This is a genomic window from Oceanobacillus sojae (assembly GCF_900162665.1).
GTDB lineage: Bacteria > Bacillota > Bacilli > Bacillales > Amphibacillaceae > Oceanobacillus > Oceanobacillus sojae_A.
In genome coordinates this window covers 870,713-885,391 of the sequence record NZ_LT727813.1, presented here as the reverse complement: position 1 = coordinate 885,391, position 14,679 = coordinate 870,713, and the positions used below count along the sequence as shown (strand labels likewise).

Here is a 14,679-nt window from a genome sequence, read left to right as displayed (position 1 = left end):
AGGAGGAAAAATAATATGATTCAATTAAAAGGAATCCACCATGTAACAGCAATTACAAGCAGTGCAGAAAAGAACTATGAATTTTTCACTTATGTTTTAGGCATGCGTTTAGTGAAAAAAACAGTGAACCAGGATGATATTCAAACGTACCATCTATTCTTTGCTGATGATAAAGGCAGTGCCGGTACAGATATGACTTTCTTTGATTTCCCCGGTATTCCAAAGGGAGTGCATGGTACAAATGAAATTTCTAAAACGTCCTTCCGCGTACCAAGTGATGCCGCATTAGATTATTGGGTAAAACGTTTTGATCGTTTAGAGGTGAAGCATAAAGGGATTCAAGAGCAATTTGGTAAGAAAACACTTTCCTTTGTTGACTTTGATGATCAGCAATATCAATTAATTTCAGACCAACTGGATGAAGGAGTGGAAGCAGGTACGCCTTGGCAAAAAGGTCCGGTTCCATTGGAATATGCGATTACCGGCCTGGGTCCTGTCTTTGTTCGAATTGCAAATTTTGATTACTTTAAAGAAATGATGGAAAAAGTGTTAATGTTTAAAGAAACAGCAAAAGATGGCTCCTTCCATCTGTTTGAAGTTGGAGAAGGCGGAAACGGTGCTTCTGTGATTGCAGAGTATAATACCATTCTTCCTCAAGCCCGCCAAGGCTATGGAACAGTACATCATACTGCGTTCCGTGTAGAGGACCGTTCAGTATTGGAAGAGTGGATTAACCGGATGAATGATTTTGGATTCAATACATCCGGCTATGTGAATCGACATTTCTTCGAGTCTCTATATGCAAGAGTGGCACCACAAATTTTATTTGAATTTGCAACAGACGGTCCTGGTTTCATGGGAGACGAGCCTTATGAAACACTTGGAGAAAAACTGTCTCTTCCGCCATTTTTGGAAGCCAAACGTGAGCAAATTGAAAAAGCAGTACGGCCAATTGATACAGTGAGAAGTACAAAAGAATTTGTTAAAGAGTAAAAGTATGGTATGAAAAAGCTTACTATATAGTATTGAACATCGCTATATTTAATGAAGAATCCAGGGCAGGCAGAAAAGTCTATCCTGGATTGTTTTTTTATTTTGCAATGGTAATAAGCTCCGTTAAATGGTTAATTTCATACGTTGGCTGGATACCAATCGCATTATCTTTATGTCCAGGGTTAAACCAGCATGTATCCATTCCAAAATTTATCCCGCCCTGTATGTCAGATGTTAAGGAGTCACCAACCATTAATGCACTCGCTTCTTCTGTAAGTCCCAATTTGGAAAAAGCATAATCAAAAATTCGACTGTCAGGCTTTTGAAAACCTGTTTCCTCTGAAATAATAACCTCTTCAAAAACATTCTGAAGCGGAGAATTTCCCAGCTTAGACAGCTGCACATGCTTAAAGCCATTGGTGATAATTGCTGAACGCTGCCCGGGAAGGGAATCAAATAACGTTGCAGCACCGTCTACCAAATAGATTTCTTTTCCTAAATTTTTGAGATAAGCGTGGTTAAAATCTGCTCCATCAATTTGAAGGCTATACGCTTCAAACAGTCTTCTGAAACGCTCCACACCCAATTTCGTTATCGGCAGTTTTCCCTGCTCCAGTTCTCTCCACAGCACATTACTGATTTCACGATAGCTTTCCCGGTAATCTGCAAGTCCCTCAGGCAATCCAAAGGCTTCAAATGTTTTATGTAAAGCTGCTTTTTCTGATTTGCCAAAATCAAATAGTGTATCATCTATATCAAAAAAGATCACATCATATTTCATTTTATGTACTTCCTTTCATTCCATCATTATAAATATCGCTTCTTCATTATAGCAATAATGAAGAAAAGTTACGATTGCCGGGCGTTGAAAAGGAAGCTGCTTTTTTTAATAAGTCTAAAGGGAACCTTATCTTTGCCAAAACCGTATGTAAGATAATTTATATCAAAATGGAACTGTGCTGAAAAAGGAAAGGAGCCTGGGCATGAGTAAATCAAAATTTCGCAGCCTGGGAATTGTTCTTGGTATTGCAATTGGTACGAGTATAGGAGTAGCTGTTGATCAGCTTGCAATCGGCATTGCTGTTGGCGTAGTTTGCGGTTTTGTACTTGGTTTCATTTTTGATAATAGACGGTCATAATAAGATTAAAGTAAATAAGGGAGGGGCTTATGTATGAAGCAGATGGATGAATTGACAACGCTGGCGCAGTGGAATGAAATCTGGAATCGCTCAATGGATACACCCATCATTATCTTTAAGCATAGTACATCATGTATGATTAGTGCGAGAGCATGGAAGCACGTCAAAACTTTACCCGCGGCTGATAAAGCAGCTTATTATCTGGTGAAAGTCATTGAAAACAGAGATGTATCTAATCAGATAGCTGAGGATACAAGCGTTACGCATAAATCTCCTCAAATTTTTCTTATTCATCAACTGCAAGTAATATGGCATACATCTCATTGGAAGATAACGAAGTCCAATATCGAGAAAGAAGTCAGCAGGCTGGGATAACAACACGATATAAAAATAACTCCTGCAGAAGTATACAGCTTCTTTCAGGAGTTATTTATGCTTCTGTTTTCAAGCCTCATTACTCATTTTATTTAAAATAATTGATTTCAATTTGTCTGGATCATCTGATTTAATGGCAATCTTTGCATATTCTTTTTGAATTCCCATAAATACCGTTGCGGTGACTGGTTTTTTCATTTTTATAATCATATCCGGATAAACCTGTTCAAAATCCCTTGCTATAAAATCAATGGTATCCTTTGATATTTTACTCTTCAAAACGGTATCGTCCTCTATCACGCTCTCAATATCCTGAAAATTGATTTTTACCCGTTTTACTATTCCAAATGATATATACATCGCTTTTTCATCCGTATATATTGGATGAAGACGGACGGATTGAATACAGGCTGCCATAAAGATAACGGAATAGATATTAAGCATTATTAAAACAACAGAAATAACAACAGATTTGCTGTGGAGCCACCAGTGAATAGCAAAAGTTTCAATAATAATTGCATGGATCATCATTATTTGTAAGGCGATAAAGCTTGATTTTTTATGAAGTGTTATCCCGTCAGAAGGTGCCTTTCTCCAGCTGCATAATGCGTAATAAAACAATAAAGATTCCGAACAGATCACGTGAATAATCGGGTTACTCTTTACATAGGTGTCTACTGCTTTTGGGAAAGAAAAAATAACCGGCAATGTGCTTGTCCTTACCTTTTCTATCACTTTAGGCAGATATCGAAAAAAGGCAATAACAAATAAAAGCTCAAAAGTAATCAATGCACCTTCAACAGCTATACCAACCCAGGTAATTGTTGTAAAAGGTCCTAATAAATGAGCAGGAATAAAAAGCCTCGCCAGTATACAGCCAGCTGCTGCAAATAAAATGGCTGTTTTCATGGAGAATTTCTTTCTGTAAAGCATGAAAAATATTGGTCCTATAATAATCAGATCAATTAGCGAGCCTAACACGACCAGGTTAGCTTCCGGCGGTAAAATATCAGCTCCTATTGCTGTCTGATACAGAATGTAATTACTGCTTAAAATGAATGCCAGCATCAGGAGCCATAGGTACTTTCCTTTTTGAATAATGTACATTTGTAGAACCTCCCTTGTTAAAAAGAAGTGGTTTCTTAATATTTCGATACTTCAATTATAAAGTGAATGTTAATTGAAGTATATGGGGAGCAGTTTATTTAGATTTATTCTTTAGTTACTGTTACAATTTTGTGAATTTACTGTATTAAAAAGAAATAGAGAAATCCGAATAAATAGATGACAGCTTTTGGGAAGGCCTGACACAACAAACTAGTTTTCTTAAGTATGGGCAAAATTTAGTGATATAACAGGCAGCAGAATGTTTCCATTCCGTATCTCCTCCATCTGCATGGAGATAAAAAATAATTAGATACTGACTGAAATAATTGATATAATAATTAAATCGACATTTAAAGACAAGGATATAAATTATAAGATTCGTTTAGCAATTAAAATCACATGATTCAGGTGATTGACAGCCTAAAAACATGTCATGGAAACAGTCTTTACAAAGATATTGGAGGAATACAAATGATTTTTGGTGTGTTAAAGGACAATAAAGCAGGAGAATATCGTGTGGTATTAACTCCTGTCGAGGCAGCCACTATTAAAGAAGATGGACATACTGTTTTAGTCCAAAAAGATGCAGGTTTATCAGCGGGCTTTACCGATGAACAATATGAGCAGGAAGGTGCTGAAATTGTTGACTCCATTGAGGAGATGTACAAACGCTGTGATTTTCTCGCCAAGGTGAAGGAAATTGAAGAAAGTGAGTACGGATTATTAAGAGAAAACCAGATTATCTATACATGTATCCATCCGGCAGCACATCCGGAGCAGGTACAGGCTATTCTTGACAGCAAGAGCATTGCCTTTACAGCAGAGGATTCACATCGCTTTGGCTCTGTTAACTGTGAAGCAGCAGGAAAGCAGGGAGCATTAATGGGGTTAAATGCCATGCTGACCATTAATGGCGGGAAAGGAAAATTTGTCAGCGGGCTTGCTGGTGCTCCCGGTATGAAAGTATTGATTCTGGGCGGCGGATTGGTAGGACGATCTGCATTGCAGGTGCTGCAATCCTTGGGCGCATGGTGCACCGTAATGGACGTAAATTACGGTGTACTTAGAGATATTGGCAAGACATATAACGAAAAAGTAAACACTCAGCTGTCTACAAAGCAAAATATAAAAAAACTGCTTCCTGAAACTGATATGGTGATTAATTGTGTGAAGTGGCCAAAGGAAAATAAAGATTTCTTAATTGATCGTGATATGCTTCATTTAATGGAGAAGGGCTCTGTACTTGTTGATATTAGTAATGATGCAGATGGTGCGATTGAGTCCTTCCGTGAAACGACACATGAGGATCCTACCTATATTGAAAATGGTGTGGTTCATTATTGTGTGAGTAATATTCCGGGAGCAATTGCCAATTCTACATCTGTTGCTTATGCAGCTTCGGTATTGCCCCATTTACGTTCTATTTTAAATAATGGCGTCAAAGATGCATGTATCCGCGATGGCTTTTTAAGAAGAAGCTTAACGGCTTATAAAGGGTATCTCACACACGAGGAAACGAGTGCGATTCAAGATCGGCCTTGGGCCCGGCCTGAAGATGTATTGCATATACAAGATGAAAAACTTGATTTTGCACCGCCGGCAACGCCGACAAGATCGACAAATTTTATAGAGCTTTAATGTAACCAGGAAAAGGGGAAACTAGATGACGATAAATACATTATTAGTAGATTTTGCCTGTGCGAGTATTCTTATTCTATTAGGGATGTTCCTGAGAGCTAAATTGAAATTTATTCAAAGAAGCTTTATTCCGGCGAGTCTGCTGGCAGGATTTCTGGGGCTGGCTCTGGGACCAAGCTTTTTAAATGTTTTGCCGCTTTCCGAAAATATTGGGTCCTATGCGGGTGTAATTACCATATTAGTATTTGCAGCGGTGGGGATTAACGGTTTTTCCTTTTCTCCGGGCAACATGAAGAAAGACCTTAACCGGATGGGCGCATATGCCATTTATAAGATTCTCGGTATTGCGCTTCAAATGTCTATTCCAATTATTTTTGCAATTATTGTTATTTCAAAATTTATTCCGGAGATTAATTATGGGTTTGGATTACTGCTGGCCGCCGGGTTCTATGGGGGACATGGAACGGCTGCAGCAATAGGGACAACTTTTGAGAACCTGGGCTGGGAGAATGCAACCGATTTAGGCATGACAGCAGCCACCGGCGGGATGCTGATTGGTATTTTTGGCGGGCTTATTTTTATCAAATGGGCGACAAGAAAAGGTTATACCCAGTATGTAAAGGACTTTTCAGAGATATCAGAGGATTTAAAAACAGGATTGGTCAAGCCTGAAAATCGGACATCGATGGGTGATGATACGGTTTCGCCTATTGCGCTCGACCCGCTGGCTTTTCATGTAGCGTTATTAGTGGTTCCTGCCGGTTTAGGATATTTATTGAATAACTATATTGCAGAAACCTGGAATTTAGAATTCCCGACATTTACGATTGCATTTATTATCGCACTGCTGATGTATCTAGTTCTGGGAAGAGGGAAAAAAGGTATCTATAAATATGTAGACAGTAAAGTAGTGGACCGTATCGGCAGTTCTGCAACAGATTATCTTGTATTTTTTGGTGTTGCATCAATCCAGCTGCCGGTTGTCAGAGAGTACTGGCTGCCTTTAACATTATTAATGCTTTCCGGCCTAGTTGTCATTGTGTTGACACTTATGTTTTTCGGCCCCGGTATGAACTATGAAAGCTGGTTTGAGCGCTCTATCTTTGTATATGGCTACTCCACGGGTGTCTTTGCCATTGGGCTTACATTATTAAGAGTGATTGACCCGAACAATAAATCAAAAACATTGACAGATACAGCGATTGTTGGACCGTTAAACACTCCTCTGGAGCTATTTGCGTGGTCAGCAGGACCAATTATGCTGATGACAGGCCAGCATTGGGCGTTTGTTGGAATCTATTTAGCGATTTCAGTTGCCTGTATTATCATAGCAAGAATATTTAAATGGTGGTACTGGAAGATTCCGCTTGGGGACCGGCCGCCTGTTCCAGTGGATAAGGATGAATGATGTTTTTGAAGATAGAGTAGTAGAAAAGAAGAAGACTGGATTCAATAAGAGTCCGGCCTTCTTTTTTTACATTAAGGATAAAATGGAAAGAGAATAGGAAGCAATACCATGGAAACAATTACTGAAACTAAAACCAGTGGGGCTCCAGCTTTAACATAGTCTATGAATTTATATCCACCTATCCCGTAAACCATTGTATTTGCAGGCATACCGATTGGTGTTGCAAATGCTAAAGAACCTCCGATTACGGTTGCCATTAATACAGCCCTTGGATCTGCCCCAATAGAGCTTGCAATCGACAAACTGATTGGAACTAATAAAGCAGTAGTTGCTGTATTGGACATAAAGTTTGTCATCACAGCGGATATTGCCAAAATTAAGAATAACAATAAATACGGTGATGGTGTATCACCTAAAAGGCCGATTAGCGAATGGGCAATCGTTGCGCCAGCACCAGTACTGTCAATTGCAGTGGCTAATGCTAAAGAACCGACAAACAAAAGAATTGTGCTCATATCAATCGATTTCATGGCAGCTTTTTCTGTAATAACTCTGGTTGCTACTAAAATCAATGCACCAACCCATGCAGAGACATGCAATGGTATTCCGATAACATCTTCCAAAATCATCGCCAACACAGTTAAGATAAGGACAATCAGGGACATATACTGTTTCCATTTAGGTACATTCGAATAATCTACCCGCTGATTAAAAACAGAATTATCATCTAATGCCTCATCTTTTCTATTTGGTAATAAACGATAACCAAAAAAGCAAAAATACAAGATACCAATAATTAATATAGGCAACCCAACTTTTGCATATTCGAAAAATCCAAATGATAATTCGATATCCTGTAAGGCAGATTGGGCAATCATATTTCCGGGAGCGCCAATTAGACTTAAGTTTCCGCCCATAGCTGCTGCAAATATTAAAGGAAGAAGAAGTCTTGACCTGGCAAACCCTGATTTTGCTGCTATACCAATGATGACAGGAATGAAAACAGCTGCTGTTCCTGTGTTTGATAAGAGACCAGACATAAGACCTGTAATTACCATAATAACGGCGATTAACATCCGCTCTGTTTTTGCAAACCTTGTAATAATACTTCCAAATTTTTGAGCCATTCCTGTCTCAAAAAAAGCTGCTCCAACAATAAACATAGCTATAAACAGCAATACATTATTATTAACAAACCCGCTAAAAGCCTCACTAGGATCCAAAACACCGGTTAATATTAACCCAACTGCCACAATCATTGCTGTGATAGGCAGTGGAATCTTTTCTAAAGCAAACATAACAATAGCGAATATTAAAAATAGCAAAGTAATCATTTCAGGGCTCATATAATATAATTCCTCCTAAAGAATAACAGTTTTATAAGTTGAAAATTGGTGAGCCTGCTCCATTGACCATATCAGGAAGGAGGCCATTTGTTGCGATATGTACTTGATATTTATCTATACTGGTAATAATTGCATAGCTTGTATTATAATTTGTATGAAAAAAATAATAGATAAGTATATTTTGATATCGCTTTCATAAAAGAGGTTCAGTATACCGGTACCCATACAATTGTTGTACTGTCTGTCGCCAAGAATAATAACAGCATTAACTGCTTCATGTTCTAATGCATGCATAATTGTTTTGCTCACAAGTATGTAGTTATATGCCCTGGATTTCTCTTGTTTGAAAGAATTATAGGTCATCCATTAAAAGAATCTACAGCAATTGATACTTTCAGGCAATCCCTTCTTTTGAAAAAAGGTACTCAGATACATCTATCTCAGCACCCTTTATCATTGGTCAGGTTTAAAATATTGGAACTAAATTATAACGTCAGATTATTAATAATTGCATTTGTAATTTCTTCGGTATTACTTGTTCCGCCAATATCGCGAGTAATAATTCCTTGTGCGGTTGTCCGGCGTATAGCTTCATGTAGATTACTTGCTTCTTCGTGAAGTCCTAAGTCTTCCAGCATTAAAGCAGCGCTGGCAATGGTACCAATTGGGTTGGCTACACCTTTTCCGGCGATATCCGGAGCTGATCCATGTACAGATTCGAACATGCTCGGGAAGCGCTTATCAACCTGCAGGTTAGCACTCGATGCAATACCCAGACTCCCTGCCAGAGCACTTCCCAAATCGGATAGAATATCAGCGAATAAATTAGATGCTACTACGACTTCAAGGCTTTCTGGATTAAGTACAAATTGAGCCGCCATCGCATCCACAAGCCATTGGTCAGTCTCTACATCCGGATATTCTTTACTGACACGTTCAAATACCTCATCCCATAAAACCATTCCGTATTGTTGTGCATTACTTTTTGTAACACTGGTTACTTTCTTTCTTTTTCTTGTGCGCGCAAGATCGAATGCAAAGCGGATAATACGTTCGCAACCATACTCTGTAAAAATGGAAGATTGAATTGCTACTTCTCTTTCGTCAGGGCGTGCACTGAAATTTCTTCCGCCAATCCCAGAGTATTCACCTTCTGAATTTTCTCGTACTAGGATCCAATTGAGACTTTCCGGATCTGGATGGGCAATACGATGCTGAACTCCTGGCAAAAATTCAACCGGTCTGATATTTGCCCATTGATCCAGACCTTGACAAATAGCTATACGCAGTCCCCATAAACTGACATGATCCGGAACACGAGGGTCACCGACAGCTCCAAAATAAATCGCATCATAATCTTTTAAAGTTTCTACACCATCTTCTGGAATCATGCTCCCATGTTCTATATAGTAATCACTTCCCCAATCGAAGTAATCGCTTTCAAATTTGAATTTATCGTTTGATTGTTCCTCCAGGTAACTCAATACTTTCATACCCGCTGCAATTACCTCTTTCCCAATACCATCTCCTGGAATTACTGCAAGTTTAAACGTTTTTGTCATCACGCTTCCCCCTTTATTAAGTTATGTATATCTTAAACAATGTATACGTTAATGTCAATAAAATATTAAAATTAAATATTTTTATATAAATAACTTTATTAATGTATTCATTAAAAATAGAGCAGAGACGGATTCTCTGCTCTATTTTTCTTTGCGTAGAACATTTAAAATTTCAATATGTGATCTATTTCGATGCTCTTGCATAACATATTTTGCGGCTTGCTCATTGTTGGCGATCATGCAGGCAACAATCGCTTTATGCTCCTGAATCGATTGTGTAGGCAAGGGTCTTTGATGAATCGTATAAAGTCTGGCCCGGTGACATTGGTCATCGAATGTTTCATAAGTATTAGACAGCCTTTGATTGGAAGCTAATTTTAAAATTCGGCGATGGAATAAATCGTCCAGCTTTGACCAGCGTTCTAAATCTTCATGGTCCAATGCTTCCAGTTGTTCATCAATCATATGCTGCAGCTTTTGAATATCTTTGTATGTTGCATGTTCTGTAGCGGCTTCAGCTGCGATCCCGTCAAGCGCTACGATAACACTGTAGATTTCTTGCAAATCTTCCGGGCGTATAGGCTCTACAACAAATCCTTTACGGGGAACCAGGCGTATTAATCCTTCCGTTTCCAGACGGACAAAGGCTTCTCTTACAGGCGTTCTGCTCATTTCTAAAAATGCTGTTATTTCACGTTCTAAAAACATGCTTCCCGGCGACAGTATTAATTCCCGGATAGCGGATTTAAGTATTAAATAAGCTTGCTGGGGTAGTTTATAATCTTCAATATGGCTAATGGTTTCTTTTATTTTATGCAATGGGTATTCCATAAAACCACTCCTTTAAGATCAGATGAAATAAATAACAGCTGTATTACTCACAGGATATTTACTGATTTCAGGCAGCATAATCTTATTATACTAGAGATGCTGCGGGAAGCAGAAGAGGGAATGTAATTTCAGCATTTTTCTTTTGTAATGTGTGTTTAAACAATTTTTATATAATAAAATAACTGATAAAATCTCATTTAACTTAAAAAAGAAAGCCGTAACCTTCAACAGATAGTTAGTTGTGAAGGCTTCCGGCTGGTATGATGGGAAACAGATTATTTCTTTTTCCGTAAATTTCTTTTCTCCTGGCGGCTGAGCCCTTCAGTTAATTGTTCAAACAGGCTGTCCCACTTATCCTGATAGGTTTTATAAATAAGCGGATATTTTTTCTTCAATTGCAGGATACCTGCAGCATAGCTCTCTTTGTCACCCTCAAGCTGCTGTCTGAGATAAGCAGGCAGTTCATTGATGACCGCAATTATTTTAGTTGCCGCTATTTTTCCGGAATAGAACCATTCATATGCTCTGTAATAAAGCAGCTGATAAGCATGTAAATCCCGGGAGAGCTTGGTGATCTCTTTTTGCAGCCGTGCTTGTTTTTTTGTTTCGTGATGCGCTTTTTTTACGTCACTATTTTTATTCTGCGTAATGATGCCGGCCAAGTCGATGTAAATTTCAGCCTCTTGAAATAAAGCCCCTTTATGAAAATACATATATTGTTCCATCAGTTCATCTTGCAATTTTTTTAAATCGTCTTCATCAGAGATATTTTTCAGATGCTTTTTAAATTTTGATAATACCTTAGGTAATACAGCCCGTTTTTCTGTGGTAATAATGATATTAATCCAGGATAAATAAAATGCTGATTTTGTTTTGGTATCATCCACTTCTGTTGGCTGGGATTGTTCCATTAAATACATCGCTTTATCAAACTGGTCTGTTTGGATATAGAGATGTGCAAGTGCTGGAGCGAACATGGCTGTTTGTTCAGAAAATCTGTCCAATAAGCTTTGATATGTTTCAATAGCCATATCCGGATAACCGTTATTTTGATAAATATCGGCTTTTAAAGTATAGATAACCTGCAGTTCTTCATCGCTTGCAGTAAGAGGAATGATTTCTGAAAAAATCTTTTCCATCTCATCGACATCATCATTTAGACTTGCCAGTTTTAACAGCTTGAACTTAATTTCTCCACTGTCAGGTACGAGCTGATTTAATTTTTTATAGATTTCAAAGGCCTTTTTGTTATCGTCGTTATCCATTGCTTTCTTAGCAGCAATGATTAATTGCTCCGCCTCATCAAACTGTTTGGCTTCATTTGCTTCTGAGTCTGCTGCAGATGTATTATTTTGCTCCTCATTTACAGACACAGCTGCATCCGTTTTTTTCGTTTGCTTGTCTGTCTTCTTGCCATTTTTGCGGGCAGTATCATAGGCAGCTCTTTTCTCCGGATCATTTAAAATCTCGTAAGCTTCCTGCACTTTAGCATAGCCTTCCGGATCGGCTTCCTGCGGATGTTTCTCTAAAGCCTCCAGGTATTTTTCCCCGATTCTTGCCTGACCAATATTTGCTGTTGTACCAAGAATCTTATAATAGCTTTCGTTCTTTACTTTACTCATATTGATAACTCCTCATTATTTACGGTCAAAAAAGGATAAAGTATATTGCTGTATCCTTTATCTTTATAAACTAATAAAATCCTTCTATATAGGATAGAAGGAGCTTGTTGTCTTATTTTAAAAGGCTGTATTCTTTATAAAGCGATAGCTGTCATAAGAAGAATCCAGCTTTTATTCCGTTTCTAATTGTAGCTTTTCTTTTCGAATCTAGCAAGAACATGGCTGAAATAAGCATCAGGAATAAACAGGAAGACAGATAAGATTGAGATGTATTCATTAGTTTATAATATGTTGAGCAGCAGGTTCTCTACTTTAGGATAGATTGAGTACATTATCTAAAAATGATATATTTAAAGAAGCAACGGAGACATAATTAAAATTTAACAAAAACGGAAGGGTGGCTGCTCAGGCCGCTTTTTTATATGTTTAAAGAAAGTAAGGAAATAAATATGAAAACAGCCAGTTCAACAGTACTAAAAACGAATGGGATATTCTTTTCCCTGGTTTCTAAGAAAAATAATTATAAAACAGAAGAAATAAATGTAATGAAGAATACAGTCACTCAGCTATTGGAAACTTCCACCACATCGAAAAAACCTGGCATGCTTTTGGGACATATTCAGTCAGGAAAAACGCGTTCTTTTCTTGGTTCTGTGGGGTTAGGATTTGATAATGGTTTTGATGCTGCGATTATTTTAACAAAGAATTCGAATGCACTTGTTAAGCAGACCTTTGAAAGAATCGAAGGGGAGTTTTCAGAATGCATAGAGGAGGATAAATTAGCTGTCTATGACATTATGAAAATGCCGGTAAAGCTCCGCAAATTTGAGTTAAGAAAAAAACTTGTTATTGTCCTAAAAAAAGAAAAGAAAAATATGCAGCGCTTAGAAAGTCTCTTATTTGAAATGTATCCGGATCTGACCGCAAGAAAAATCTTATTCATTGATGATGAAGCAGATTTCGCTTCGGTCGCGTATGACAATGTGAAGGATAAAAATATTATTGATTTGAAGGTAATCGCCGGGCAAATTGATGATATTCGTGCCAGGTTAAGTGATGCCGCTTATCTGCAGGTAACAGCAACACCATATTCGTTATATCTCCAGCCGGATGACATGACGATTCATGAGCATAAAGCTTTTCAACCGAAGCGGCCGGCTTTTACAGAATTAGTACCGGTGCATGATAAGTATGTCGGCGGAGAAATGTATTTTGAAAAGTCTAAAGAAGATGGACATATGGCAAGTTATTTATACCATGAGATTCAGGAAGAAGAGCTTCAGATTTTAAGAAAAAGTGACAGACGTAAAGTAAAAGTGAATCATCTGCTTACAGGTGAACGCTACGAAGGCATTCGCAGTGCGCTGATTCATTTTATTGTCGGCAGTAAAATTCGTAATATTCAACAGGAAAGGATGGGTCAACGTCTTGAAAAATATGCGTTTATTATGCATACCATTACCACTAAGGCTGCTCATCAATGGCAGGAAGAGGTAATGCTTCATATGGAGGAGCAGCTCCGCGCAGCAATAGAGAAGGAAGATCCCATCTTTGACCAGTTAGTTCGTACAGCTTATCAGGATTTTGTGCGCTCACAAATGAAGGGGATGTATTTTCCAGCCTTTGACGACGTTCTTTCCAGCGTTCGTGATGCGTTGATAGAAGAAGAGCTGTTGATTGAAATCGTAAACTCCGAGCAGGATGTCGATAATTTACTAGACAAATCAGGAGAGCTGAAATTACGGACGCCGCTAAACTTCTTTATTGGCGGGCAAATTCTCGACCGTGGTATTACGATAAAAAATTTAATCGGCTTCTATTATGGCAGAAACCCGCAAAAGTTTCAGCAGGATACAGTTTTACAGCATTCCCGGATGTATGGAGCCCGTCCATTTGCAGATATTGCAGTTACCCGTTTTTATACAACAAAACGTATCTATGATGTGATGGAGCAGATGCATGAATTTGATACAGAGCTGCGCAGAGCATTTGAATCCGGGGCAAACAGCGGAGAAGTGACCTTTATTCAAAAGGATATCGATAATACGATTTTGCCATGTAATCCAAATAAAATTTTATTATCAAGCGTGCAAATGTTGAAGCCGGGTAAACGAATGCTGCCAACAGGTTTTCAAACGATTGCGAAGAGCTATCTGGAGCGGCAGATGAAGAAAATAGATAGGTATGTAGAAACGATGAAGCAAACAGCAAAAGCAGTACATCCAAAAGATGCCCGCTGTTTCCTGATTAAAAAAGAAAAAATGCAAGAGCTGCTGGAAATGATTTATCAGACCTATGAATTCGAAGATGGCTACGAGTGGGATCTGGAAACATATTGTGCTGTGATGAATTATTTATCAGAGGATACAGATACCAATCGAAAGGGATATGTCTGGGTGATTTTACGCCAGAATCGCAATATGGCGCGTATTCGAAAAAGCACCGGCCGGTTTGAGGATGCACCGGATACGAAGCAGGATGAATTGAAAATAGCTAGAAATCTGGCCAGGGTCATCCCATCATTAATGTTGATAAGACAGAATGGTTCAGAGGAACAGGGCTGGCGCGATGGTGCATTTTATTGGCCGGTGCTGGTTACGCCTGAGGAGACGAAAACGACGGTTTTTGCCGGGAAAGGGATTAAAGAGAGGTGAAGCA

Annotated in this window: 12 protein-coding genes; 6 read left to right on the top strand and 6 right to left on the bottom strand. The window is 38.4% G+C overall.

Annotation, left to right across the window (positions count from 1 at the left end; genetic code table 11):
- The first annotated feature begins 15 nt into the window (after nucleotides 1-15).
- A complete protein-coding gene (locus BN1068_RS21625; protein ID WP_077604884.1) occupies nucleotides 16-993 on the top strand; it encodes a ring-cleaving dioxygenase in 978 nt (325 codons plus the stop codon).
- Nucleotides 994-1,090: 97 nt separating this feature from the next.
- On the opposite strand, the gene BN1068_RS21620 is transcribed toward BN1068_RS21625, so the two are convergent.
- Complete coding sequence (locus BN1068_RS21620) at nucleotides 1,091-1,774, bottom strand: YjjG family noncanonical pyrimidine nucleotidase (protein WP_077604883.1); 684 nt, start codon at nucleotides 1,772-1,774, stop codon at nucleotides 1,091-1,093.
- Between the two features lie 202 nt (nucleotides 1,775-1,976).
- Here BN1068_RS21620 and BN1068_RS23780 point away from each other — a divergent pair, with 202 nt between their 5' ends.
- On the top strand, nucleotides 1,977-2,132 hold the full coding sequence (locus tag BN1068_RS23780; RefSeq protein WP_175637225.1) for a glycine zipper domain-containing protein: 156 nt from the start codon (nucleotides 1,977-1,979) through the stop codon (nucleotides 2,130-2,132).
- A 33-nt stretch (nucleotides 2,133-2,165) separates the two neighbouring features.
- Nucleotides 2,166-2,507 (top strand): bacillithiol system redox-active protein YtxJ, encoded by a 342-nt coding sequence (gene ytxJ / locus BN1068_RS21610; RefSeq protein ID WP_077604881.1) that lies wholly within the window; start codon nucleotides 2,166-2,168, stop codon nucleotides 2,505-2,507.
- 69 nt (nucleotides 2,508-2,576) lie between these two features.
- On the opposite strand, the gene BN1068_RS21605 is transcribed toward ytxJ, so the two are convergent.
- On the bottom strand, nucleotides 2,577-3,614 hold the full coding sequence (locus BN1068_RS21605; protein ID WP_077604880.1) for a beta-carotene 15,15'-monooxygenase: 1,038 nt from the start codon (nucleotides 3,612-3,614) through the stop codon (nucleotides 2,577-2,579).
- A gap of 471 nt (nucleotides 3,615-4,085) precedes the next feature.
- On the opposite strand from BN1068_RS21605, the gene BN1068_RS21600 reads away from it, so the two are divergent.
- Nucleotides 4,086-5,252 (top strand): alanine dehydrogenase, encoded by a 1,167-nt coding sequence (locus BN1068_RS21600; protein ID WP_077604879.1) that lies wholly within the window; start codon nucleotides 4,086-4,088, stop codon nucleotides 5,250-5,252.
- 25 nt (nucleotides 5,253-5,277) lie between these two features.
- A complete protein-coding gene (locus BN1068_RS21595) occupies nucleotides 5,278-6,660 on the top strand; it encodes a sodium/glutamate symporter (protein WP_077604878.1) in 1,383 nt (460 codons plus the stop codon).
- 71 nt (nucleotides 6,661-6,731) lie between these two features.
- Here the strand turns inward: BN1068_RS21595 and BN1068_RS21590 are convergent, their stop codons facing one another.
- The 4 genes from BN1068_RS21590 to BN1068_RS21570 all read right to left on the bottom strand — a co-directional run bounded on the left by BN1068_RS21590 (nucleotide 6,732) and on the right by BN1068_RS21570 (nucleotide 12,021).
- Entirely contained in the window at nucleotides 6,732-8,006 is a 1,275-nt protein-coding gene (locus tag BN1068_RS21590; protein ID WP_077604877.1) for an SLC13 family permease, read from the bottom strand.
- Nucleotides 8,007-8,491: 485 nt separating this feature from the next.
- Nucleotides 8,492-9,568: a tartrate dehydrogenase gene (locus BN1068_RS21580; protein ID WP_368483301.1), complete on the bottom strand. Its 1,077-nt coding sequence runs from the start codon at nucleotides 9,566-9,568 to the stop codon at nucleotides 8,492-8,494.
- A gap of 141 nt (nucleotides 9,569-9,709) precedes the next feature.
- Entirely contained in the window at nucleotides 9,710-10,399 is a 690-nt protein-coding gene (locus BN1068_RS21575) for a GntR family transcriptional regulator (RefSeq protein WP_077604874.1), read from the bottom strand.
- 275 nt (nucleotides 10,400-10,674) lie between these two features.
- Complete coding sequence (locus BN1068_RS21570; RefSeq protein ID WP_077604873.1) at nucleotides 10,675-12,021, bottom strand: tetratricopeptide repeat protein; 1,347 nt, start codon at nucleotides 12,019-12,021, stop codon at nucleotides 10,675-10,677.
- A 449-nt stretch (nucleotides 12,022-12,470) separates the two neighbouring features.
- Here BN1068_RS21570 and BN1068_RS21565 point away from each other — a divergent pair, with 449 nt between their 5' ends.
- On the top strand, nucleotides 12,471-14,675 hold the full coding sequence (locus tag BN1068_RS21565; RefSeq protein ID WP_139344925.1) for a Z1 domain-containing protein: 2,205 nt from the start codon (nucleotides 12,471-12,473) through the stop codon (nucleotides 14,673-14,675).
- The last annotated feature ends 4 nt before the right edge of the window (nucleotides 14,676-14,679 follow it).

Coding starts and splice junctions, on each gene's coding strand:
- BN1068_RS21580 (WP_368483301.1), bottom strand. CDS start 9,568: ATGACAAAAACGTTTAAACTTGCAGTAATTCCAGGAGATGGTATTGGG.
- BN1068_RS21575 (WP_077604874.1), bottom strand. CDS start 10,399: ATGGAATACCCATTGCATAAAATAAAAGAAACCATTAGCCATATTGAA.
- BN1068_RS23780 (WP_175637225.1), top strand. CDS start 1,977: ATGAGTAAATCAAAATTTCGCAGCCTGGGAATTGTTCTTGGTATTGCA.
- BN1068_RS21605 (WP_077604880.1), bottom strand. CDS start 3,614: ATGTACATTATTCAAAAAGGAAAGTACCTATGGCTCCTGATGCTGGCA.
- BN1068_RS21565 (WP_139344925.1), top strand. CDS start 12,471: ATGAAAACAGCCAGTTCAACAGTACTAAAAACGAATGGGATATTCTTT.
- BN1068_RS21620 (WP_077604883.1), bottom strand. CDS start 1,774: ATGAAATATGATGTGATCTTTTTTGATATAGATGATACACTATTTGAT.
- BN1068_RS21600 (WP_077604879.1), top strand. CDS start 4,086: ATGATTTTTGGTGTGTTAAAGGACAATAAAGCAGGAGAATATCGTGTG.
- BN1068_RS21625 (WP_077604884.1), top strand. CDS start 16: ATGATTCAATTAAAAGGAATCCACCATGTAACAGCAATTACAAGCAGT.
- ytxJ (WP_077604881.1), top strand. CDS start 2,166: ATGAAGCAGATGGATGAATTGACAACGCTGGCGCAGTGGAATGAAATC.
- BN1068_RS21570 (WP_077604873.1), bottom strand. CDS start 12,021: ATGAGTAAAGTAAAGAACGAAAGCTATTATAAGATTCTTGGTACAACA.
- BN1068_RS21595 (WP_077604878.1), top strand. CDS start 5,278: ATGACGATAAATACATTATTAGTAGATTTTGCCTGTGCGAGTATTCTT.
- BN1068_RS21590 (WP_077604877.1), bottom strand. CDS start 8,006: ATGAGCCCTGAAATGATTACTTTGCTATTTTTAATATTCGCTATTGTT.